The sequence below is a fragment of the Chromobacterium indicum genome (assembly GCF_039708975.1).
GTDB classification, from domain to species: Bacteria; Pseudomonadota; Gammaproteobacteria; order Burkholderiales; family Chromobacteriaceae; genus Chromobacterium; species Chromobacterium piscinae.
Map to the genome: position 1 here is coordinate 86,869 of NZ_JAYFSJ010000013.1, position 21,594 is coordinate 108,462.

Annotated in this window: 25 protein-coding genes; 19 read left to right on the forward strand and 6 right to left on the reverse strand. The window is 65.9% G+C overall.

Annotation, left to right across the window (positions count from 1 at the left end):
• Nucleotide 1: 1 nt before the first annotated feature.
• Nucleotides 2-271, reverse strand: a complete 270-nt coding sequence (gene sctS, locus VA599_RS17775) for a type III secretion system export apparatus subunit SctS (RefSeq protein ID WP_346789837.1) — start codon at nucleotides 269-271, stop codon at nucleotides 2-4.
• Nucleotides 272-281: 10 nt separating this feature from the next.
• Nucleotides 282-929 carry a type III secretion system export apparatus subunit SctR gene (gene sctR, locus VA599_RS17780; protein WP_346789838.1) on the reverse strand — a complete coding sequence of 216 codons (648 nt, stop codon included), beginning with the start codon at nucleotides 927-929 and terminating at the stop codon, nucleotides 282-284.
• A 248-nt stretch (nucleotides 930-1,177) separates the two neighbouring features.
• Here sctR and VA599_RS17785 point away from each other — a divergent pair, with 248 nt between their 5' ends.
• The 19 genes from VA599_RS17785 (at nucleotide 1,178) to VA599_RS17875 (ending at nucleotide 17,221) form a co-directional block, all read left to right on the forward strand.
• Nucleotides 1,178-1,612, forward strand: a complete 435-nt coding sequence (locus VA599_RS17785) for a type III secretion system chaperone (RefSeq protein WP_346789839.1) — start codon at nucleotides 1,178-1,180, stop codon at nucleotides 1,610-1,612.
• Between the two features lie 14 nt (nucleotides 1,613-1,626).
• A complete protein-coding gene (locus VA599_RS17790; protein WP_346789840.1) occupies nucleotides 1,627-2,742 on the forward strand; it encodes a hypothetical protein in 1,116 nt (371 codons plus the stop codon).
• A 170-nt stretch (nucleotides 2,743-2,912) separates the two neighbouring features.
• The gene (locus tag VA599_RS17795) at nucleotides 2,913-3,290 is read left to right on the forward strand and encodes a hypothetical protein (RefSeq protein ID WP_346789841.1); all 378 of its coding nucleotides are present in this window, start codon (nucleotides 2,913-2,915) and stop codon (nucleotides 3,288-3,290) included.
• A complete protein-coding gene (locus VA599_RS17800; RefSeq protein ID WP_346789842.1) occupies nucleotides 3,277-5,337 on the forward strand; it encodes an EscV/YscV/HrcV family type III secretion system export apparatus protein in 2,061 nt (686 codons plus the stop codon). The genes VA599_RS17795 and VA599_RS17800 overlap by 14 nt, the downstream gene beginning before the upstream one ends.
• Nucleotides 5,324-6,640 carry a FliI/YscN family ATPase gene (locus tag VA599_RS17805; RefSeq protein WP_346789843.1) on the forward strand — a complete coding sequence of 439 codons (1,317 nt, stop codon included), beginning with the start codon at nucleotides 5,324-5,326 and terminating at the stop codon, nucleotides 6,638-6,640. The genes VA599_RS17800 and VA599_RS17805 overlap by 14 nt, the downstream gene beginning before the upstream one ends.
• On the forward strand, nucleotides 6,634-7,017 hold the full coding sequence (locus tag VA599_RS17810; RefSeq protein ID WP_021475296.1) for a hypothetical protein: 384 nt from the start codon (nucleotides 6,634-6,636) through the stop codon (nucleotides 7,015-7,017). The genes VA599_RS17805 and VA599_RS17810 overlap by 7 nt, the downstream gene beginning before the upstream one ends.
• A gap of 37 nt (nucleotides 7,018-7,054) precedes the next feature.
• Nucleotides 7,055-7,531 carry a hypothetical protein gene (locus VA599_RS17815; protein ID WP_346789844.1) on the forward strand — a complete coding sequence of 159 codons (477 nt, stop codon included), beginning with the start codon at nucleotides 7,055-7,057 and terminating at the stop codon, nucleotides 7,529-7,531.
• A complete protein-coding gene (locus VA599_RS17820; RefSeq protein ID WP_104946549.1) occupies nucleotides 7,521-8,390 on the forward strand; it encodes a type III secretion system protein SepQ in 870 nt (289 codons plus the stop codon). Before VA599_RS17815 ends, VA599_RS17820 begins: the two co-directional genes overlap by 11 nt.
• A gap of 157 nt (nucleotides 8,391-8,547) precedes the next feature.
• Nucleotides 8,548-10,197 (forward strand): hypothetical protein, encoded by a 1,650-nt coding sequence (locus tag VA599_RS17825; protein WP_346789845.1) that lies wholly within the window; start codon nucleotides 8,548-8,550, stop codon nucleotides 10,195-10,197.
• A 207-nt stretch (nucleotides 10,198-10,404) separates the two neighbouring features.
• A complete protein-coding gene (locus VA599_RS17830; RefSeq protein ID WP_231153635.1) occupies nucleotides 10,405-10,755 on the forward strand; it encodes a hypothetical protein in 351 nt (116 codons plus the stop codon).
• 21 nt (nucleotides 10,756-10,776) lie between these two features.
• Nucleotides 10,777-11,373, forward strand: coding sequence for a type III secretion system translocon protein SseB (sseB, locus tag VA599_RS17835; protein WP_221664243.1), 597 nt, complete (start codon nucleotides 10,777-10,779; stop codon nucleotides 11,371-11,373).
• An 11-nt stretch (nucleotides 11,374-11,384) separates the two neighbouring features.
• Entirely contained in the window at nucleotides 11,385-12,182 is a 798-nt protein-coding gene (locus tag VA599_RS17840) for a hypothetical protein (protein ID WP_346789846.1), read from the forward strand.
• 19 nt (nucleotides 12,183-12,201) lie between these two features.
• Nucleotides 12,202-12,663: a SycD/LcrH family type III secretion system chaperone gene (locus tag VA599_RS17845; protein WP_021475289.1), complete on the forward strand. Its 462-nt coding sequence runs from the start codon at nucleotides 12,202-12,204 to the stop codon at nucleotides 12,661-12,663.
• Nucleotides 12,660-14,138 carry a type III secretion system translocon subunit SseC family protein gene (gene sctE, locus VA599_RS17850; RefSeq protein WP_346789847.1) on the forward strand — a complete coding sequence of 493 codons (1,479 nt, stop codon included), beginning with the start codon at nucleotides 12,660-12,662 and terminating at the stop codon, nucleotides 14,136-14,138. The genes VA599_RS17845 and sctE overlap by 4 nt, the downstream gene beginning before the upstream one ends.
• A gap of 19 nt (nucleotides 14,139-14,157) precedes the next feature.
• The gene (sseD, locus tag VA599_RS17855) at nucleotides 14,158-14,739 is read left to right on the forward strand and encodes a type III secretion system translocon protein SseD (RefSeq protein WP_346789848.1); all 582 of its coding nucleotides are present in this window, start codon (nucleotides 14,158-14,160) and stop codon (nucleotides 14,737-14,739) included.
• Between the two features lie 12 nt (nucleotides 14,740-14,751).
• Nucleotides 14,752-15,135 (forward strand): type III secretion system effector protein SseE, encoded by a 384-nt coding sequence (gene sseE / locus VA599_RS17860; RefSeq protein WP_346789849.1) that lies wholly within the window; start codon nucleotides 14,752-14,754, stop codon nucleotides 15,133-15,135.
• Nucleotides 15,111-15,737 (forward strand): GNAT family N-acetyltransferase, encoded by a 627-nt coding sequence (locus VA599_RS17865; protein WP_346789850.1) that lies wholly within the window; start codon nucleotides 15,111-15,113, stop codon nucleotides 15,735-15,737. The genes sseE and VA599_RS17865 overlap by 25 nt, the downstream gene beginning before the upstream one ends.
• Nucleotides 15,734-16,222, forward strand: a complete 489-nt coding sequence (locus tag VA599_RS17870) for a SycD/LcrH family type III secretion system chaperone (RefSeq protein WP_346789851.1) — start codon at nucleotides 15,734-15,736, stop codon at nucleotides 16,220-16,222. The genes VA599_RS17865 and VA599_RS17870 overlap by 4 nt, the downstream gene beginning before the upstream one ends.
• A gap of 30 nt (nucleotides 16,223-16,252) precedes the next feature.
• On the forward strand, nucleotides 16,253-17,221 hold the full coding sequence (locus VA599_RS17875) for a hypothetical protein (RefSeq protein WP_346789852.1): 969 nt from the start codon (nucleotides 16,253-16,255) through the stop codon (nucleotides 17,219-17,221).
• Nucleotides 17,222-17,316: 95 nt separating this feature from the next.
• Here the strand turns inward: VA599_RS17875 and pnp are convergent, their stop codons facing one another.
• The 4 genes from pnp to rbfA all read right to left on the reverse strand — a co-directional run bounded on the left by pnp (nucleotide 17,317) and on the right by rbfA (nucleotide 21,351).
• Nucleotides 17,317-19,461, reverse strand: a complete 2,145-nt coding sequence (gene pnp / locus VA599_RS17880) for a polyribonucleotide nucleotidyltransferase (protein ID WP_346789853.1) — start codon at nucleotides 19,459-19,461, stop codon at nucleotides 17,317-17,319.
• A 194-nt stretch (nucleotides 19,462-19,655) separates the two neighbouring features.
• The gene (gene rpsO, locus VA599_RS17885; RefSeq protein WP_021475822.1) at nucleotides 19,656-19,925 is read right to left on the reverse strand and encodes a 30S ribosomal protein S15; all 270 of its coding nucleotides are present in this window, start codon (nucleotides 19,923-19,925) and stop codon (nucleotides 19,656-19,658) included.
• Between the two features lie 92 nt (nucleotides 19,926-20,017).
• Nucleotides 20,018-20,941: a tRNA pseudouridine(55) synthase TruB gene (gene truB / locus VA599_RS17890; RefSeq protein WP_021475823.1), complete on the reverse strand. Its 924-nt coding sequence runs from the start codon at nucleotides 20,939-20,941 to the stop codon at nucleotides 20,018-20,020.
• Complete coding sequence (gene rbfA / locus VA599_RS17895; protein ID WP_021475824.1) at nucleotides 20,938-21,351, reverse strand: 30S ribosome-binding factor RbfA; 414 nt, start codon at nucleotides 21,349-21,351, stop codon at nucleotides 20,938-20,940. The genes truB and rbfA overlap by 4 nt, the downstream gene beginning before the upstream one ends.
• Nucleotides 21,352-21,594 lie beyond the last annotated feature (243 nt).

Sequence of the window (21,594 nt, forward strand, 5' to 3'; positions counted from 1 at the left end):
CTCAGCTTCCCATGCGCGAGATCAGATCAAAGCTGCGCTCGGCGTAGCGCAACAACGCCTGGCCCATCCAGTGATGGGTCAACGCCACGGTGATGCAGGCCGCCACCAGCTTGATCAAAAACGACACGGTCTGGTCCTGCACCTGGGTCAGCGCCTGCACCAGGCCGACCAAGACGCCGACCACGGACGCGACCACCACCACCGGCAATGACAGGATCAGCACCAGCCACAGCAACTCGCTGGCCAGCTGAACGATCTGGGCTTGTCCCATGCCTCTCTCCTCAGCGGTAGGACAGCAGCAGCTGGCCCAGCAGCCGGTCCCAACCGCCCACCAGCACGAACACCAGCAGCTTGAACGGCATCGATATCGTCATCGGCGACACCATCATCATCCCCATCGCCAGCAAGACGTTGGAGACGATGAGGTCGATAGCGATGAAGGGCAGGAACAGCAGCAGACCGATCTTGAACGCCTCGATCAGCTGGCTGACGGCGAAGGCCGGCATCAGCAGCAGCAGCGAATCGTCGCTCACCCGCGCGCGGACGGCTTCGGGCCAACTCTTGCGCGCCGTGTCGCGGAAAAAGCGCAGCTGCGCCGGCGCCGCGTGCTTTTTCAGAAACTGGCGGTACGGGTCCAGCGTGTCGTCGGACAGCCGCGCCAACAGGCTGGCCTGGGGCTGGGCCGGCGAAGCCGCCAGCTTGTCCTGCACCGCCAGCCCCACCGGGGTCATGATGAACAAGGACAGGATCAGCGCCAGACCGTAAAGCGCGATATTGGGCGGAATCTGCTGGATGCCCAGCGCGTTGCGCAGCAGGGAAAACACTACCGCCAACTTGAGAAACGACGTGCCCATCACCACCAGCAGCGGCAGCAGCGACAGCGTCGCCAGCAAGGCGATCAGTTGTACCGGTTGGTCTGTGAGTGCCATGGTTGCGCTCCCGAGGAATCATGGCGCCCATTGTCTTCCTGGTCCGCGCCCATCCCCATCAGGCCAACACCTGAACCCGGCGGCCAGGCATCGGCCCGATGGGCTTCGCCCCATCAGGCTGACTGGCGTTTCCTGGCGCCTGCCTGGCTAGTCGTTTTGCCAAAGATCGTCACCTTTTGCCAAAGCAGCGCGTCGCCGGACCTCTCACCATGGCCATCGCCAGTCCAACCCATTTTTGAGATCACGCAATGCAAACCCAATATCTGCTAGAGCAATTCGCCGCCGGCATCGGCATTCCGGGTGCCCGCTTCGATCATGATGGGCTATGCCAGTTGACCATCGACGGCGACTTTGACGTCGCGATCCGCCAAGACAGCGACGACACCCTGACGCTGATCGGCGTCGTCGCTCGCGACTTGCCTCACGATCTTTCCCCTGCCATTCAAGCCGAGCTGCTGGCAGACGCGCTTAACCCGCTGAAAGGGCAAGCGCCCGGTCTGGGCATCGAAGCCCAAACCCGCAGTCTGCTTCTTTACTGGACTCTGGAAGTCGCCCGCAGCAGCCTGACGGACTTCCATGACCGCTTTTCGCTGTTCATCGAATCCATGCGCGACTGGCGAATGCGCCTGAGCCGGCACGGCGACGATCAGCCGCAGCCATCGCCTCACCACAATCTGGCCTGACAAGGAGACACCTCATGGAAGCCAAACTCTCCATTAAAATCGGCGGTCTGGGAGAAGTTAGCCACGCCGCGCAGTTTCCCGGCTTTGACAAAATTGGCCGCCTGGACATCAATGGCCAAACCTACAAAATCGAATACCACGGCGAACAAGCCAGCGCGCAACGCGATGCGAATCTCGGCGTCGGCTCCCGCCTGAAAGAATTCATCGTTTCCGCCGGAGAAGACTCCAGCCTGTTTTCGCATCGCGCGAGCCGCCTTGCCCAAGCCCTCCCGCTCAAGGCCGAACTGCCCAAACCCGGCAGCGGCGAACCTATTCGCTGCGCGCTATACGGCGGCACGCATATTCGCGGGCAAATGAGTGAAAAGCTCACGCAGCTGCAAGTCGCCCAGGACGTCAAACTCGAAACCATAGACGAGTACAACAGCGCGCTAGGAATCGCCTGGCCCCTCACTGCTGAGAGCTATTTCGACGCCCTGGACCGTATGGAAAACGGTACGCTTGCCGCCAACATCGATCCGGACAAACTGGAGGCATTCGCCAAAGGCTATCCAGGCAACGCCCCTGAAAACCAGAAAATACAGTGGCAGCGCGATCGCTTGGCCGGCTGGACAGATTTCCTGCGCGACCACAGCGGCAAATTGGATATTTTCAGCAAGCAGCAAGGCAAAAGCGATTCTGAAATCCATGCTTTTCTCGCCAAGAACACGCCGCCGACTTATCTGGAGGCATTGAAAGATCCCCGCACGAAAGAAGACGGCGATGGCGACTTCGCCACTTTCGCCAACCGGCTGGGACAACTCTCAGCGCTTCCCCGTCCCGAACAAGGCCAGTTTCTCCAGGATCGCTTCACTCCCTTTGAACAGGACATCGTCGAGAAAGCGCTCAACACCGCCTTCTTCCGGCAGACCAGCAAACTGGGTTTGGAATACTTCCAGTCCTCAGGCGCCAAAATCGCCTTCGCATGGCAGGACTTTTCAGGAAAAGAGATGGCGGATAGCGAGCTGCAACGCAAACCCTGGAAAACAGGCCAAACCCGGAGCGCCGACTTCAACGAACCCATCACGCTCTCGGAAATGCGCCATGTCGCGCGGCACGCCGAGCTGGACGTCACCCGCTTCAAGCTAGCCTGACCATCCTTGCGCCTCATGCCCGGCAATGACCATGCCGGGCATTTTCCGCCCTCGTCCGGCGCAGAAACATTCATTGCGCCGGCTCCTGGCCAGACCTCAGGTCTTCACCGGATACACCCGCCCCCCGCCCCTGCCGCAAGATGCGGCCATCAAGCATGAGGAAGCGCACGATGGACCTGCAATGGCAAAGACAAACCGAGCTCTGGCTGCGCCTGATGGGCGAGAGCGCCATCCCGGCCGCGCTGCGGCTGTCGCTGCGCCAGGGGCAGGATGTGTTCTATCTGGAATCGCTGGACGGTCGGGCCCTGTTGTCGCTGGCGCGTCCACTGCCGGAGGCCAGACGCCGGCCCGCCCTGCTGCGCCTGCTGACGCTGCTGCAGCCGGAGGCCGGCGACGGCGTCCCGCTGCGCGCCTGGCTCGCGCGCGGCTGCCTGTGGCTGGCCGCCACCATGCCGCGGGACAGCGGCGCCGAGCAGTGGGCCCGGATTTCCCGCCAGCAGCGCCGGCTGCTGGACCGCGTCGCGGAGGGCCGCCATGAAGCTCAATAACTGGCTGCAAGGCCTGCAGGCGCGGCAGGACGTGGTGCTGGCCGCCATGCTGCTGCTGGCCATCTTCATGATGATCGTGCCGCTGCCCACGCTGCTGGTGGACGTGCTGATCGCCATCAATCTGGCGTTGTCCATCACGCTGCTGATGATGGCGGTGTACATCCGCGAGCCGATGGAATTCTCGGCCTTTCCCTCGGTGCTGCTGATCACCACCCTGTACCGCCTGGCGCTCACCATCAGCACCAGCCGGCTGATCCTGCTGCAGCACGACGCCGGCGAGCTGGTCTACACCTTCGGCAACTTCGCCGTCGGCGGCAATCTAGCGGTGGGGCTGATAGTGTTCGCTATCATCACCATCGTCCAGTTCATCGTCATCACCAAGGGCTCGGAACGCGTGGCCGAAGTCAGCGCGCGCTTCTCGCTGGACGCGATGCCCGGCAAGCAGATGAGCATAGACGGCGACATGCGCGCCGGCATCATAGACGCCGGCCAGGCGCGGCAGCAGCGGCTCCTGGTGCAGAAGGAAAGCCAGCTCTACGGCGCGATGGACGGCGCGATGAAGTTCGTCAAAGGCGACGCCATCGCCTCCATCATCGTCATCCTGGTCAACATCTTCGGCGGCATCGCCGTCGGTGTGTTCATGCATGAGATGAGCGCCGGCGAAGCCGCCGCCACCTACGCCATTCTGTCGGTGGGCGATGGCCTGGTCGCGCAGATTCCGGCGCTCTTGATCTCCATCGCCGCCGGCATCATCGTCACCCGCGTGCCGGGCGAGACCCGCCGCAACCTGGCGCAGGAGCTGTCCTCGCAGCTGATGCGCCAGCATCAGGCCTTATGGATCGTGGCGGCGGTACTGGTGCTGTTCGCCTGCCTGCCCGGCTTCCCCGCGCTGGTATTTCTGCCGATGGCCGCCATGGTGGCCGCCGGCACCGCCTGGGTGACCCGGCGGGCCAAGCACAGCGAGACGGCTGGCGGCTTCGGCGGGGACGCCGGCAGCGGCGGCCAGGATGCCGGCGACGCCGCCATGCCGCCTCCGGTCGGCGCCATTCCGCTGCTGTTGCGCGTCCATCCCGAACTTGGCCGCGACGCCGCCCTGGCCCGGGCGCTGGCCGAGCTGCGCCAGCAGAAGCTGGAGCAGCTGGGGCTGCCGCTGCCGGAAATCCTGCTGCAGGTGGATGCAGGACTGCCGCCGCGCCATCTGTCCTTCCTGCTCTACCAGGAAACGGTGCTGGAGCTGGAGCTGCGCCCGCTGCCGCTGCTGGACGCCGCCAGCGCGCCCATGCCCCAGGCCGCGGCGCGCGACGCGCTGCCCTTCGGCGGCCTCACCCTGCAATGGGTGGCGCCGGAACAGGCCGCCGGACTGGCCAAGCTGGGTCTGACGGTTCACCGCGACCACGAACGCGTCATCCATCTGGTATCGCTGGCGCTGGACCGCTACGCCGCCGAGCTGATCGGCGTGCAAGAAGCGCGCTACCTGATGGACCAGATGGAGCAACGCTACGGCGAACTGGTGAAAGAGCTGCAGCGCCAGCTGCCGGTGGGCCGCATCGCCGACGTGCTGCAGCGGCTGGTGGCCGAGGGCGTGTCCATCCGCGACCTGCGCGCGGTATTCGAAGCCCTGGTGGAATGGGCCCCGCGCGAGAAAGACCCGGTGATGCTCACCGAATACGCCCGGTTGGCGCTGCGCCGCCACATCGTCGGCCACCAGCGCCGCGGCCAGCCCTGGATCAGCGCCTGGGTCATCGGCGGCCACATCGAGCAAACCATACGCGAATCCATCCGCCAGACCTCGGCTGGCTCCTACTCGGCGCTGGGGCCGGAAGAGAACCAGGCCATCGTCGGCGAGATCCGCTCCGCGCTGGAGCAAAGCGGCGCCGGCGGCGCCGCGCTGGTCACCGCGATCGACGTGCGGCGCTTCGTGCGCAAGCTGATCGAACGCGATCTGTTCTCCGTGCCGGTGCTGTCGTTCCAGGAGCTGGGCGACGAGGCCGAGCTGAAGATCCTGGGCCACGTCGAACTAATAGGAGAAGGCCATGCGCCTGCCTGATTACTACGCCATCCTGGACGCCATCGAGCCTCCGCCCCCGCCCGCCGGCGGCGATTGCCGCCTGGAAGGACGCCTGTCAGAAGTCGGCGCCACCCTGCTGCGCGCCCATCTGCCTGGCGCCGGACTGGGCGAGCTGTGCTTTCTGCCGGACGGCGACCCAGCCGAAGTGGTGGGCCTAGACGGCGACGAGGCGCTGCTCTCTCCCTACCGCGAGCCGCTGGGCCTGTCTTGCGGCATGCTGGTCCAGCCCAGCGGCCGCCGCGCCGACATCGGCGTCGGCGACGCGCTGCGGGGCCGGGTGCTGGACGCGCTGGGCCGGCCGGCGGACGGCCTGCCCGCGCCGCGGATAGAAACCCGGCGCGACATCGATGCCGAGCCGCCCGATCCCATGCAGCGCCAGGTGATAGACACCGTCCTCCCGACTGGCGTGCGCGCCATCGACGCCACCCTCACCGTCGGCGTCGGCCAGCGCCTGGGCGTCTTTGCCCCGGCCGGCTGCGGCAAGAGCACCTTGCTGGGCATGTTGTGCGCCGGCAGCGAGGCCGACATCGTCGTGCTGGCGCTGATCGGCGAGCGCGGCCGCGAAGTGCGCGAATTTCTCGACCATGTGCTCAGCGCGGAAGCGCGCGCCAAAAGCGTGGTGGTGGTCGCCACCTCCGACCGGCCGGCGCTGGAGCGCATCAAGGCGGCGGCCACCGCCACCGCCATCGCCGAGCACTTCCGCGACCGCGGCCAGCGCGTGCTGCTGCTGGTGGACTCCCTCACCCGCTACGCCCGCGCCGTGCGCGAGGTGGCGCTGGCCGCCGGGGAGCCTATCGTCGGCGGCGGCTACCCGCCCAGCCTGTACGCCAGGCTGCCGCGGCTGCTGGAACGCGCCGGCCCGGCCGCCCGCGGCAGCATCACCGCCTTTTACACCGTGCTGATGGAAGACAAGGCCGACCCGCTGGCCGAGGAGGTGCGCTCGCTGCTGGACGGCCACATCGTGCTGTCGCGCAAGCTGGCCGAATCCAACCACTTCCCGGCGATAGACGTGCTCGCCAGCATCAGCCGCGTCATGCATCAGATCTGCGCCCAGCCTCACCGCGCCGCCGCCGCCCGGCTGCGCCAGCTGCTGGCCGCCTGGCGGGAAATCGAGCTATTGGTCCGGGTGGGGGAATACCGCCCGGGCCAGGACGCCGACGCCGACGACGCCATGGCGCGCCGGGCGCCGATCAACGCCTTGCTGCGCCAAGCGGTGGATGAGCGATTCGCGTTCTCCCGCACGCTGGCGGAGCTGGGCGACGCCGCGGGGATGCCATGCTGAGCCAATTGCTGTGCATCAAGCGCCGCCGCGAAAACAGCCTGCGCGCCGCGCTGGTCCGGCTGGCGGACGAGGAGCTGAAGCTGTGCGCCCGCCGGGACGCCATCCACGAGCGCCGCCATGCGCTGTACGCCGAATGGCGGCTCCAGGCCGCGCGCAGCGGCCAGTTCGACCAGACCGAGCTGGAAAAACTGCGCGCCGCGCTCTCCCGGCTGGAAGGAGAAGACCAATCCCTGCAGCGCCAGTTGGAAGAACTGGCCGCCGAGCGGCTGCGGCTGACGCAAACCCGTGCCGAGCAGGAAACCATGCTGCTGCGCAATCTGCGCGAACAGGAAAAGCTGAGCGCGCTGCTGGACGACGAATCCGACAAGGATGCCTGAGGCCGGACCGCTCCCAACCGCAACAGAAGGCACGACCATGCAAGCGCAACCCACTTCCGCCGCCCCCCGCGCGTCATCGCGCGACCGCGACGAACCCCATGCCGACCGCCGCGGCGCGCAGCGCTTCCGCGCGCTGCTGGACGATGCGCAGCCGCAGCAGGAGTTTCCCGCGCCCTCCCTCTCGCCGTGGCCGCTGTTCGCGCCGCCGCTTGCCAACCCGCCCGACGCCTCGCCATCCAGCCCCGCGAGCGCTCGCGCCCATCCCGATCTGCCGCCGCCGCCCGCGCTAGCGGCCCCCGTCGACAGCCAGACGCTGGCCTTGCGCGCCAGCACCGGCCCGCTGGCCGGCTTGCTGGTGCAGGCCGAATGGCGCGGCGCGCGCCTGAGCCTGCGGCTGTCCGCCCCGGCCCCGGAACTAGCCGGCAGGCTGGCGCGCGAGCGGGAAAACCTGGGCGCGGCGTTGTCCGCCGCGCTGGGTGTGGACGTCGTAGTGGAGCTTGGCGATGGCCGCTGACACCACGCTCGACGCCTTCCACCTCAGCCGCGTCGGCGCCCGCGCCGAACACGATGGGATGCTCATCGAAGCCGATCGGGCTCTCGCCGACAGCCACGGCCTCTTGCTGTCTACAACGTGCGATGGCGCGGCGCTCAGCCTATGGACGACCGAAGCCGACTGGCGCGCCTGGCTGGAGCCTCAGCTGACGGTGGGCGAACTTGCCGATATCGAAGCCGGGCTGCTGCCGGTTCTGGCCGCCTGGACGCTGGCGCCGCTGGACGGCTTCCTGCGCGCCCAGGGCCTGCCCGGCCTGGCTCAGGCCGCCGTCCAGCCCGCCCCGGCCCCCGGCGGCGAATGCTGGCGGCTGACGCTGCGGGACGGACCGCGCCGGCTGCCGCTGTACCTGCGGAAAGCGCCTCGAGACTGGCTGGCCGCGCTGCGGCCATCGCGCGAGCAAACCCATCAGCTGGCGCTGGGCCTGGGCTGGTGCCTGCTGCCGGAGCAGGACTGGGACAAGGTCGCCATCGGCGACGCGCTACCCATCCACGGCATGGCGGATGCGCTGGACACCCTGTGGCTGCATCCGGAAGCCACTCCGGGGCGGCTGCGGCTGATCGATGCCGAACGCGCGGTGATGGAAACCCCGTCCTCCGGACTGGACCCCGCGCCGTCCGGCACGCTGCGCCTGATCGCGGAGGCCGCCGCGATCCGCGTGAGCGCCGACGCGCTGGCCGATTGGGAGGCCGGCAGGGAAATCGACGCGCCGGCCGCCGCCCACCCCATGCTGCGCCTGACCGCGCAAGGCCGGCTATGGGCGCAGGGCCAGCTGCTGCGGCTGGATGACGGCTGGGCGGCGCGCATCCTGGCGCGTGGGTGACGCGCTCCGCTCTTATCCGCGCCTCCCTCCCGCATCGTCCTGCGTCGAATAGTCAAATTCAAAAGATCCGCCACTTTTCGGAAAGACCGCCCCATGGTTGCGGCGGAAAATCCGCCGCAACCATCCGCCATCCCCCTGTATTTTCAAAGGAAACACTATGGTCAACAGCGTCAATCTGAAAGCCTGCACCGCCGGGTCGCAACTGAGCGAGATCCGCGCCGAAACCGCAGGTGGTCCGGACAAGGTCGTCTCCTCGGAAAAAGGCGTATCGCTGGACCAGGCCCAGGAAGCGGCCGTCAGCAACAGCCGGCTGTTCGAAGCCGGCGTCAGCATGATGATCCTGGACGATCCGGGCCAGATCGGCCGCGTGTTCGACGACTACGGCGCCAAACTGGCGTCGGTGCTGACGCCCTTGTTCGCCGATGGCGACAAAGCCTGCAACGAACCCGACGCGGTGGTGTTCAACGGCAAGCCGATGGCGCTGCGCGATGTGTTCCGCTCCACTCTGGTCAGCCCGCTGACCTCGCCCGCCTCCGACCAGATCGGCAGAAAGACGACTTCCGGCGGCAGCGGCGAAGACTGGATCCGCACCCAGCTGTCCAGCCCGCTGATGCGCGAACAAGGCGGCGAGCTGAAATACGCGGACCAAAAAGGCGGCAACGACCTGCTGACCAAGATCAAGGCCGCCAGCTCCTTCGGCACCACCGTCTGGCAGCTGCTGAACGACAAGACCCACGGAGAAAAGAACGGCGCAGCCCTGCGCGACATGCTGGCGCCGCTGGGCGGCTCACAGTCGCGCGATTGCGTCGCTCGTTTCGACGAATTCAAGAGCCGCACCCGCACCGAGCGCTTCGACGACGCGGTCAGCCGCATGCGCAGCGAGCGGCCGCTGCAGGTGGACTACCAAGTGGATTACTCGTCCGCCGGCGATCACGGCCTGGGCTTCGGCCGGGTGGCGGTCACCGCCCATGACGCGGAAAACCAGCCGGCGCTGGATGCGCTGCTGGGGCACGATCCAGACAAAGGACAGCGCTACGCCAACATCAATGGCGTGCCGCGCCAGGGCGCGCCTATTGAATCGGATCCAGGCAAACTGCCCACCCGGCCATTCACCATGTCGCGGGCGGAAGTCGAGAATCTGCCCGAGGCCTACGCCAAACTGCAGTTCGGCGACAAAGGCGGCTTCCAGGAACTGCTCAAGCAGCATGAGTTTCCGCACGGCACCGGCGTCAACCGCTGGCAGCCCTACGGCACCTTCGCCACCGAGTCCAATCTGCGCGGCCTGCCCTCCGCCGGCGCGCAATCCGGCGGCACCTGCGACACCCTGCTCGCCCTGCACACCTTGAGCGACGAAGGCATCTACAACCGGCCCGACATCGTGGAGCCGGCCACGCTGGGCGTCGCCGCCTTCATGAACTTCGGCGCTTACCATACCTTCGCCGAAACCATCCCGATCGGCATGTCGGTGGCCAACGACGACGACGAGTACAACCCGTCCTCCGGCACCGCCAGCGCCTATGGCGAAGCGCTGCAAAAGCAGGGAAAGCTGCAGGACCTGCCGGGCTACGCGGCCGCGGAGCTGACCGCGCCGACGCACACCAATCTGCAGCATGACGCGCTGTACGACCGCCTGGCCAACCTGGTCGGCCAGCACGCCGGAGCCGGCATCGCCGGCCATGTCGCCGACCTGTCCGAGGCGCACAAGAGCACGCTGGAAGCGCTGCGGAGCGAACATCCGGAATTGCGGGAAACCCCGCAGATCCAGACCACCCGCCTGGAGCTCGGCCAGATCGGCCAGAACGTCTGACGCCCTTCTTCCCCGCATGCATGGCACGCCCCGGCGTGCCTTTTTTTTCCGCGATGCCCGCTGTCTTGAAGCCAATCGGCGCGGCGAAAACTCCGCCGCCGACCAAACGCCTGGAAACCGAAAGGCGCGGCCTTTTTTCGAAAGTCGGCCGCCGCGGCCAGGCCTAGCATCGATTCCAACATCACCCGTTCCAGAAAAGGAGCCCGCATGAACCAGCCGTCGACCCATCCGCTGCAGAGCTTGATGCAGGACCTGCAAAACCGCCAGCAAGGGCTGGGCGAGCAGCTGCGCACCTTCCAGGCGCTGCAGGAGGAAATCGCCGCCCTGCAGCGCCGCGCGCCGCAGGACGCCCAGGCCCGCCAGCGCCTGGACCGCCTGGGCCGCGCCATGCAAGGCGAGCTCGCGCCGCTGAACCAGAAGCTGTCGCAATGCGTGGAAAGCTTGCAGGGCAATTTCAAATCGCTTGAGGAGTCGCTCAAGCGCGCAGGAGAGGGAGCGTCGGGCAAGCCGGCCGCTTCGCGCAAGACCGGCCCGCAGCTGGGCCGCACTTTCATCTGAACCGTCAAAGAGGATAACGCCATGTCTTTCGCCACCAACTTCGCCACCAGCAACCCCATCGCCAGCTCCAGCGACTACGAAAACTACGTCGACAACAAGGCCGGCCAGGGCGACTCCATCATGTCCCAGGGCATCTCGGTGCTCTACAAATTCATGACCCTGTTTTCCGACCTGGCCCAGGGCAAATACGACCAGATGAGCGCCAAGGCCGACCGCGCGCGCAATTCGCAGCAAGCCGCCAACCAGGTGGACGCCATTATCTCCAAGCTGGCCAAGGCCGACGACAAGGGCGATCTGCCGCCCGAAGTCATCCAGTACCTGAAAGACCACCACATCAGCATCACCGTGCAGAATGACGGCACGAACTCCACCAGCGACATCATGGCCTATCTGAAAAGCATCGGGCACCCGGACGGCAAGGGCCTGGACAAGGGCCAGCTGGACGTGATCAAGGGCGCGCTGGACGCCGACTCCGGCCGTTGCTCCGACTTCGTCACCCAGGCCCAGCTGCAGATCCAGAAGACCATGCAGTCGTACAACGTCTGCGTCAGCCTGATCAACAGCATGCAGTCGCTGCTGGCGGAAATGAACAAGTCCATCGCCCAGAACATCCGTTAAGGAAACGCATCATGGCTATCGCAACCAGCTTTGCCGGCGGCGTTCCGGTCGCCGCGTCGGCCGACTACGAGGACTACGTCGACAACAAGGCCGGCCAGGGCGACTCCATCATGTCCCAGGGCATCTCGGTGCTCTACAAGTTCATGACGCTGTTTTCCGACCTGGCCCAGGGCCGCTACGACCAGATGAGCGCTAAGGCCGACCGCGCCCGCGACTCGCAGCAGGCCGCCAACCAGGTGGACGCCATCATTTCCCGGCTGGCCAAGGCCGACGACAAGTCGCCGCTGCCGCCCGAGGTGATCCAGTACCTGAAGGACCACCACATCGCGGTGGAAGGCAAGTCCATCGACGACTACCTGAAAGCGAGCAATCCAGCCACGGCCTTTCTGGACAAGCTGCGCGAACGGATCGCGCAGGCCGGCCCGGAGGGGATGCGGTCGGACAGCTGGCAGGATGTCGTCAGCTATATGGACCAGCAAGGCATCAAGGTCGACGGCAAAAAATGCTCCGACTACATCTGGGGACTGCCGGAAGTTGGCCAGCGCAGCTACCAGAACATCAGCCGGGATCACATGCAGCACATCGCCGATACGCTGGCGGCCGCGTCCGGAGGATTGGACAAGGGCCAGCTCAGCGTGATCAAGGGCGCATTGGAAGCCGACTCCGGCCGCTGCTCCGACTTCGTCACCCAGGCCCAGCTGCAGATCCAGAAGACCATGCAGTCGTACAACGTCTGCGTCAGCCTGATCAACAGCATGCAGTCGCTGCTGGCCGAGATGAACAAATCCATCTCGCAGAACATCCGCTAACGCCATGGAGAACACGCCGATGCAAGACGATCTGGACACGGTGCGCGACTTCTTCGCCCAAGGCGGCACGCTGCAGGCGCTGGTGAACCTGGATCCCGCCGACCTGGACCGCGTCTACGCCTACGCCTGCCAGCTGTTCGACGCCGGCGACTACGCCGGGGCCAAGCGCTTCTACCTGATGCTGGCCCGGCTCAGCCACTGGCAGTTCGATTACTGGCTGTCGCTGGGCCTGTGCTGCCAGCGGCTGGGCGAGCACACCGAAGCGATCTTCAGCTTCGGCCAGGCCGGCCTGCTGCGCCTGGACGATCCGCGCTCCGCCTATCTGGCCGGCCTCAGCCACCAGCTGATCGGCAATCGGCCGCAGGCGGCCAAGGCGTTCGCGGCGGCGCTCAAATGGTGCGCGGCCAAACCCGAATACGCCGAACTCAAGGCTGAAATACAGCAACAAGCCGCCTCATGCCCCAAGGAGGAACACGCATGAATTCCATCACAGAAACCTTTTCCGCCGTCCCGCTCGGCGACCTGCGCCGCCCGGAGGAAACCGACGGCGCCGCGCCCAGCCAGCGCGTAGGCGCCGGCGCGCTGGACCCGCTGTCGGCCCCCAACGCCCGCGGCCGGGAGACGAACGCCGCCCGCGACTTCCATTCCCCGCCCCCGCCGCGCGAAACCGCGACGCTGCGCATGGCCGAAGGCGCGCTCAACCGCATCCTGGCGGTGTTCGGCCCGCGCGAGAACGGCAAGCCCATCACCCTGGCGCAGCTTGAGCGCACGCCGATGGAGGCGATGAGCCTGGCCGCTTCGCTGCTGGGCGTCAAAGCCCTGGGCGACAGCGCCGACCTGAAATCCCTGGCGCTGGAAATCCGCACCCAGGGCGCGGAAAACCTGCGCCTGCGCCAGAACGAAGACCTGCGCAAACAGGTGGACAAGGCGATAGAAGACTCGCAGAAGGCGCAAAAGGCCGGCATTTTCTCCGCCATCGTCGACTGGATCGTCGCGATCGCCGAAGTTGTCAGCGGCGTCCTCAAGATCGCCGTGGGCTGCCTGACCGGCGCCGCCAACAGCGTGGCCGGCGGCGCGATGGACCTGGCGGCCGGCTGCGCCGGCCTGGTCAAGGCCATGTGCTCCACCCTGGCGCTGATCGATCCCAAGAACGCCGAGCGCTACAAGGAAGTGGGCGACGTGGCCGGCAAGGTGCAGCTGGCGTTTGAGATCGCCGGCATGGTCGTGGACTTCATCAGCGTGGGACGCGGCGTGATGGCGGCCAAGACGGTAGCCAACACCACCAAGACCGTGGTGGAGAAAGGCGCCGGCGAGCTGCTGGAGAACACCATCAAGCAGGCCTCCGGCGCCGCCGGCAAGGAAGTGGCCCAGGAGGTGATCAAGAACGTGGCGCAGCAGGTCGCCACGGAAGTCGCCGAGAAAACCGCCTCGGAAGTGGCGAAGAAGCTCAGCGAAACCGCCGCCCGCTTCTTCGGCCAGGGCCAGCTGCTGCAGGCGTTCAGCAAGCAGGCGATCGAAACCATGGTCTCCAAGGCCGTGGAAACCGTCGCCACCAAGGCGCTCAAGTCCGGCGCCGAAGCCACGGCGCAGGAACTGACTCGCCAGATCGTCAAGCAAGTGCAGCGCGAGATCGTGCAGGCGGCCGTCAGCGCTTGCCTGAAGAGCGCGCCCAATGTCGTCAAGGCGGTCGTCACCGGCGGCGTGCAAGGCGCCAACGGCATCGCGCAGGGCGCCATCGCCAAGGAGCGCGCCGAGCTGCAGAAGATCGTCCAGCAGCTGATCGCCGAAGGCAACTTCATGCAATTCATGCTCGACGAGTTCGACAAGCTGAAGAAACGCGCGCGCGAAGACATCGGCCAGCTGATGGACGGCGCCGGCAAGGCGCTGGCCAGCGGCTCCGAAAGCCAGCTCAAAACCGGCGCGGTGCTCAGCAGCATCGCCGCCAACATCGCCTGATCAAACAAGGAGAAGCATCATGACATCCCCCATCACTTCCAATGGCGTAAGCGGCGGCGCTCCCGTGCTCAGCGTGGCCGGCGACCAGGGCGGCGATGCCATCGGCCAGCTCAACGACCTGATGGTCCAGTTGGGCCAGCTGTTCGGCAAGCTGCGCGACCTGCTGCGCCAGTACAACCAGACCCAGCAGAACAACGCCTTCCAGATGCAAAAAACCTCGTTCAACACCCGGATGGACGCCATCGAGAAGGACTTCTCGGCGAAAAACGCCCAGGCCTGGGCGCAGATCGCCGGCGGCGTCACCCAGTTCCTGGGCGGCGTGGCGGGCGCCAAGGGCAGCGAGGCCTTCTCCCAGATCGGCCGCGGCGCGGACAGCATCATTCAGGGCAACGTCGGCGTGCACTTCGGCAACGTTCAGTCGCGCGAAGCCCAGGAACAGCAGGCGGTGGCCGATTACCAGCACGGTCTGTCCGAGCAGCTGCTCAAGCGTTCCGACGAGACGCTGGAGAAGGCGCTCAAGGTATCGTCCGACCTGCGCGAGATTCTGAGCACCCTCAACCAGGCGCATGAGCGCATCGCCAGCAGCGTGCGGTTCTCGTAAGGAAGACGGAGCATGGACGAGGTCACCCGCTTTCTCCAGGCCGAAGGCCTGAACCCGGCGCCGCAGCGCTTTCTGGACAGCGATTTCCTGCTGGGGCAGCGCATAGAGACCGGCAGCTACGCGCTCACCTACCGCCAAGAAGACGAACGCCTGATCCTGTGCGATTTCGCCGCAGCCGCGGCGGACGGCCAGGCGGTGCTGGCGCTGATGACGCTGCTGCGCCGCTTGACGCGGGCAGTGCCGGCGCTGCGCTACGTCGACGCCATGATCCTGTCCGCTCCGCGCGATCCCAAGCTGGACCAGACCCGACGCCGGCTGGCCGAGCTGATGTTGGCCGAAGGCGCCCAGCCGGTGCGGCTGGACGACGAGCTATGGCTGCGCTACCGCTGCCATTGAACGGCGCCGGCCTGCGGCTGGATCAGCTGGTCGCCGCGGACTACCCGCGCTATCGCGCGCTTTACGTCGATCCCCGGGTGGCCGGCCCCTGCGGGCTGGCCAGCGGCGGCGAGGACGCGCTGCGAACCTGGTTCGACGCCGCGCGTTCGCTTCCGCCCAGCCAAGGGCGTGCCTACGCGCTGCGCCATGCCGGCCAGGAGCGGCTGGCCGGCATGTTGCGCCTGACGGACTGGGAGCGCCAGGCAGGCCACCTGACGCTGAGCTACACGCTATGCCCGACGCTCTGGGGACGGGGCCTGATGGCCGGATGCCTGTCCCCGCTGCTGCCCTGGCTGTTCGCCGGCGGGCTGGGCGAGCCCATCCACCGCGTCCAGGCCTGGGTGCTGTCCGGCAACCAGCGCTCGCGCCGGCTGCTGGCCAGCCTGGGCTTTCAGCACGAAGGCACGCTGCGCGGCATGCTGCGGCTGGCGGACGGCCGCCATGACATCTGCGCCTACGGTTTGCTCGCCGTCGATTTGCCAAATTCCCAGCCGCTTTGCCAAAGCGGCCAACCTGGCCCGGCGCCATGCTGGGGCCTCCACTCCAAGGAAATGCCCGCATGAATCACCCCGCCGCTCATGCTCCCCAACACGACGCGCTGGCCCGCCATTGCCGCGACATCATAGAAGGACGCAGCAGCCTCGCCTCGCTGGGCGGCCTGGACGCCGCCGCGCTGGAGGCCATCTACGCGCGCGGCTACGACGCCTGGAACGCCGGCGATCTTGACGCCGCCACCTCGGACTTCGGCTTTCTGGTGCTGCAACAGCCGCGCGACCGCCGCTTTCACTTCGCCTTCGCCTGCGCGCTGCAGCAGCAGGGCGAGCTGCATCATGCCCTGGCATTCTTCAGCTACGCCGCCGCGATGCAGGCTGACGACCCCTTCGCCGTTTTCCATATCGGCGAATGCCTGCTGCGGCTGGACGAGATCGAGGGCGCGCGCGACGCGCTGGATGCCGCCATCGCACTGTGCTACGGCCAGGCGGACAAGCCAGGCCATCACGCGCTGCGCCTGCGCGCCGAAGACCTGCTGGCCAAGCTGAATCACTGACCCGACAAAGAATCAAGGAAAGGAAAACGCATGGAAGCTTCAGTACGCATCTCCGGCTCATCGATTCAAGGCGTTCAGCCCAACGAGCCGGCCAGCCGCGCCCACAGCGTCGGCGTCCAATGCGAGGAGATCGGCATCTCGCCGCCGCGTGTCCCTGGCGAGATCCAGGATGCGCCGGACCTGGCGCAGCTGGATAAAAGCGCCAAGGAAGCGGCCGACAAGGCCAAGTCCTGTGGCGTGGACCTGGCCAAGCGCAACTTCATCGTCAAGGCGCTGGGCTTCGTCGGCGCGGCGGTGGGTCTGGGCGCGGCCATCGCCGTCACCGTGCTCACCGGCGGCGCCGGCGCGCCGCTGCTGGCTTTCGCCGGCGTCGGCTTCACCATGGCGCTGGCCGACGCCTGCTGCGCGCTGCATGACTGGCGCAGCAAGGTCGGCGGCGGCAGCGGCCTGCCGATGGAGGGCGACAGCATAGGCAACGCCGTCTACGCCATCGCCAAGCGCTGCAAGGCATCTGACGACACGGCGATGAAAGTCGGCACCTATACCTCGCTGGGCATACGCTCCGCCCATCTGCTCGGCGGCCTGCTCACCGCCTATCTCGACCCGGCCACCACCGCCGGCACCGCCAAGCAGGTCGTCGCCGTGCTGGGCACCCTGGTCACCCCCACCCTGGGCGAAATCGGCAAGCATGTCGCCGCCGGCTCGGCGCTGCGCGCGGCGGAAAAGGGCAAGCAGGAGAAAGCCGAGGCGCAGGCTCAGGGCCAGATAACCGCCGCCACGCCGCTGCTGCAGCAAAACCAGGCCCTGGCCGCCCGAAAGACCGAGGCGGAACAGGCGCTGGCCGGGCACAAGACCCAGGCCGACCAGGCGCTGAACGCCATGCTGCGCGAGCAAGGCGCGGACAACCAGCAAATCGGCATCCTGCAGTTCTACGTCAAGCAGCTGGAAGACAAGCTGGCCGAGCAAAGCGCCGCCCTGGCGCGGTACGCGGTGGCCTGAAGCCCGAAACCACTCATCAACCCAACGACAAAACAAAACCCCCGCCTAGGCGGGGGTTTGTCGTTCCTGATCCGCTCGCGAAGAGCGGGAAAGGATTACTGGGTCTTCAGGCCGAAGGAATCAGCGGTCGCCTGGGCGGTTTTCGCTTCTTCTTCCAGCAGGGCCTTGATGGACAGGCGGATGCGGCCGCGATCGTCCATTTCGATGGCCTTGACCTTCACCACTTGGCCTTCCTTCAGGTAGTCGGACACATTCTTGATGCGCTCGTTGGCGATCTGCGAAATGTGCACCAGACCATCCTTGCCCGGCAAGATGGAGACGATGGCGCCGACGTTGTTGTCGAGGATCTTGACCACGGTGCCTTCGTAGACCTTGCCCACTTCGACTTCAACAGTGATCTCTTCGATGCGCTTCTTGGCCGCTTCCGCGCCCTCGTTGCTGACCGAAGCGATGGTGATGGTGCCGTCTTCCTCGATGTTGATCTCGCAGCCGGTGTCCTTGGTGATGGAGCGGATGGTTTCGCCGCCCTTGCCGATCACTTCGCGGATCTTCTCCGGGTTGATCTTCATCACGTACAGGCGCGGAGCGTGGGCGGACAGCTCTTGCGGGCCGTCCACGGCTTCCTTCATCAGGTCCAGGATGTGCAGACGGCCTTCCTTGGCCTGCTCCAGCGCGACCTGCATGATTTCCTTGGTGATGCCCTGGATCTTGATGTCCATCTGCAGCGCGGTGATGCCGCCAGCGGTGCCGGCCACCTTGAAGTCCATGTCGCCGAGGTGATCTTCATCGCCCAGGATGTCGGTCAGCACCGCGAAGCGGTTGCCTTCCAGGATCAGGCCCATGGCGATGCCGGCCACGTGCGCCTTCAGCGGCACGCCGGCGGACAGCAGCGACAGGCAGCCGCCGCACACGGAAGCCATCGACGAGGAGCCGTTGGATTCGGTGATTTCCGACACGACGCGCATCGAGTAGCCGAATTCGTCTTCCGGCGGCAGCACGGCGACCAGCGCGCGCTTGGCCAGGCGGCCGTGGCCGATTTCGCGGCGCTTCGGCGGGCCCATGCGGCCGGCTTCGCCGGTGGAGTACGGCGGGAAGTTGTAGTGCAGCATGAAGCGCTCGGTGTATTCGCCGGCCAGCGCGTCGATGATCTGCTCGTCCTGCTTGGTGCCCAGCGTGGTCACCACCATGGCCTGGGTTTCGCCGCGGGTGAACAGCGCGGAGCCGTGGGTGCGCGGCAGCACGTTGCTGCGGATGCTGATCGGACGCACGGTGCGGGTGTCGCGGCCGTCGATGCGGGCGTCGCCGGCCAGGATTTGGCCGCGGACGATTTCAGCTTCCAGACCCTTGAAGATGCCCTTGATCTCGTTGGCCTTCAGGGTGTCGGTATCTTCGTTGATCAGGTCGGCCTTGACCGCGGCCCAAGCTTCGTTGATGGCCACGGTGCGGGCTTGCTTCTGGCGCAGGCGGAAGGCTTCGGCCAGCTTCTCGCCGGCGATGCCGCGGATCTGGGCGATCAGCTCTTCGTTGGCGACCGGAGCGGCCCAGTCGAACATCACCGGGTTCACTTCGTCGGCCAGCTCGTTGATGGCCTTGATCGCGGCTTGCATCTGCTCGTGGCCGAACACCACGGCGCCCAGCATCACGGCTTCCGGCAGTTCCTTGGCTTCCGACTCAACCATCAGCACGGCGCGTTGGGTGCCGGCGACGACCAGATCCATCTGCGAGGTTTGCAGTTCGGTCTTGGTCGGGTTCAGGATGTATTCGCCGTTGGCGTAGCCGACGCGGGCGGCGCCGATCGGGCCGGCGAACGGCAGGCCGGAGATGGCCAGAGCGGCGGAGGCGCCGATCATCGCCGGGATGTCGGAATCCACTTCCGGATTCAGCGACAGCACGGTGGCGACGATTTGCACGTCATGGTAGAAGCCTTCCGGGAACAGCGGACGGATCGGACGGTCGATCAGGCGGCTGGTCAGCACTTCCTTCTCGGACTGCTTGCCTTCGCGCTTGAAGAAGCCGCCCGGGATCTTGCCTGCGGCGTAGGTGCGCTCCAGGTAGTCGACGGTCAGCGGGAAGAAATCCTGGCCCGGCTTGACGTTCTTGCCGCCTACGACGCTGACCATGACGACGGTGTCGTCAACGGTAACGACTACGGAACCGGACGCCTGGCGGGCGATTTCACCGGTCTCCAGGGTGACGGTCTGGCGGCCGAGCTGGAACGATTTGGTGATCTTGTTGAACACGAGGGTTTCCCTATCTTTGGTTCACTGATGAAAATGCGCGAGCAGATAAAACAACGGGAACCCCTAAAAATTCTGACCTGAAGAATGATCGGAATTTGTAGAGGCTCCCCCCGTTGTCACGACAGTTGAACTCGCACAGCTGTCGGTGTGAAAAAGTCGCAGCGAGCTGCGACTTTTTCAGAACCGTATACCGATTACTTGCGCAGGCCCAGACGAGCGATCAGCGCGCGGTAGCCTTCAGCGTCGGTACGCTTCAGGTAGTCCAGCAGACGGCGACGACGGCTAACCAGCTTCAGCAGACCACGACGGCTGTGGTGGTCTTTGGTGTTGGCTTTGAAATGCGGGGTCAGGTCGTTGATGCGTGCGGTCAGCAGGGCAACTTGAACTTCGGACGAACCAGTGTCGCCTTCAGCGCGTTGGAAGCCCTTGACGATTTCTGCTTTTTGAGCGGCGGTCATTGCCATTTGGATTACTCCGTTTCAATAGGGGTTTGAAAACCCGACAAGTGCGGCGAGCCGGAAGACCCAACCCATTCCACACTTCGGTAAGCGGCGAATCAGGACGTCGCCGCCTGGTTCGCCAGGAGCCGGATCGGATGCAGGCGGCCATCGCCGCGAGCCTCGCCCAGCCCCACGAATTTCCGGGAAGACTGTTGGTAAACCCGGAAACGCTGCATTTTCTCACACTTTTGTTCAAAACGCACGGGCTGGCCCTGAAGAAACTTGCCGATCTCGCCATCGGCCAGCTCCAACTGCGGGAAATGCATCACCAGCACGTCCGCCGGCATCAGCAAGGCTTCGCGGCCCGGCATGTCCAGCAGCTCCAGATCGGCCAAGGCATGGGACTGCTCCAGGCCAAAGCCGCCAGTGGCGGTGCGGCGCAGCGCGGTCAAATGCGCGCCGCAACCGAGCGCATCGCCGATGTCGCAGCCCAAAGTACGGATATACGTGCCCTTGGTGCACAGCACCTCGATCTCAGCCGACACGCCGTCAAAGGACAGCAGCTCCAGCTTGCGGATGGTGACTTGGCGCGCCTCGCGCGGCACCTCTATGCCCGCGCGCGCGTATTCGTACAGCGGCTTGCCCTGGTGCTTCAGCGCCGAATACATCGGCGGCACCTGGCTGATTTCGCCGCGGAAGCGTTCCAGAACAGCTTCCAGCTGCTCGCGGCTGAAGCTCACCGGCCGCTCGGACACCACTTCGCCCTCGATATCGCCGGTGGTGGTCACCGCGCCGAACTTCACCGTGGCGCGGTAGCCCTTGTCGGCATCCAGCAAATACGAGGAAAACTTGGTAGCCTCGCCCAGGCACACCGGCAGCAGGCCGGTGGCCAGCGGATCGAGCACGCCGGTATGGCCCGCCTTGGCGGCGTTCAACAGCCAGCGCGCCTTCTGCAGCGCGTTATTGCTGGAGATGTCGTAGGGCTTGTCGATCAGCAGCACGCCATCGATCTGGCGGCGGTTGCTGCGCGGCTTGCTCATTCGGCCTTGCCCTCGCCGGCTTCGCCTTCGGCCTGCTCGCCGAACTTCTCCGCGTCTTCGCGCGCCACTTGGTTGATCAGGCTGGTCAGGTGCATGCCGCGCTCGACCGAGTCGTCATAGACGAAATGCAGCTGCGGCATGCTGAACATCTTGATGGCGCGGCCCAGCTCGTTGCGCAGATAGCCGGCGGAGCTGTCCAGCGCTTCCTGGGTGGCCTCGCGGGTGCTCTCGACCATCACCGTGTAATACACCTTGGCGTGCGAGTAATCGCGGGTGACTTCAACCGCGGTGATGGTGATCCAACCCGCGCGCGGATCCTTCAGGCCCTTGCGGGTCAATTCGGCCAGCTCGCGCTGGATCTGCTCGGCGATGCGGTCCGAGCGGGAAAAACCTTTTTTGGCTTTGGCCATGATATTTCCAATCATTGCTTTGCGGTCCACAGAACCGCTTTAGCCACGAAAACCACGGAAAGCACGAAATATAAGCATCGTTCCTGCGCGCAACGAGTTGCGCGGGCGCGCTCACAACCAATCTTGCAACGCAACGCCGCCATTCACTGCCGTTTTTCGTGTTTTTCGTGGGTTTCGTGGCGAAATACAAAAAAGGCGAGCGCCCACCGGCCATCCGGCCGACGAAGCACCCGCCCCTGGCGT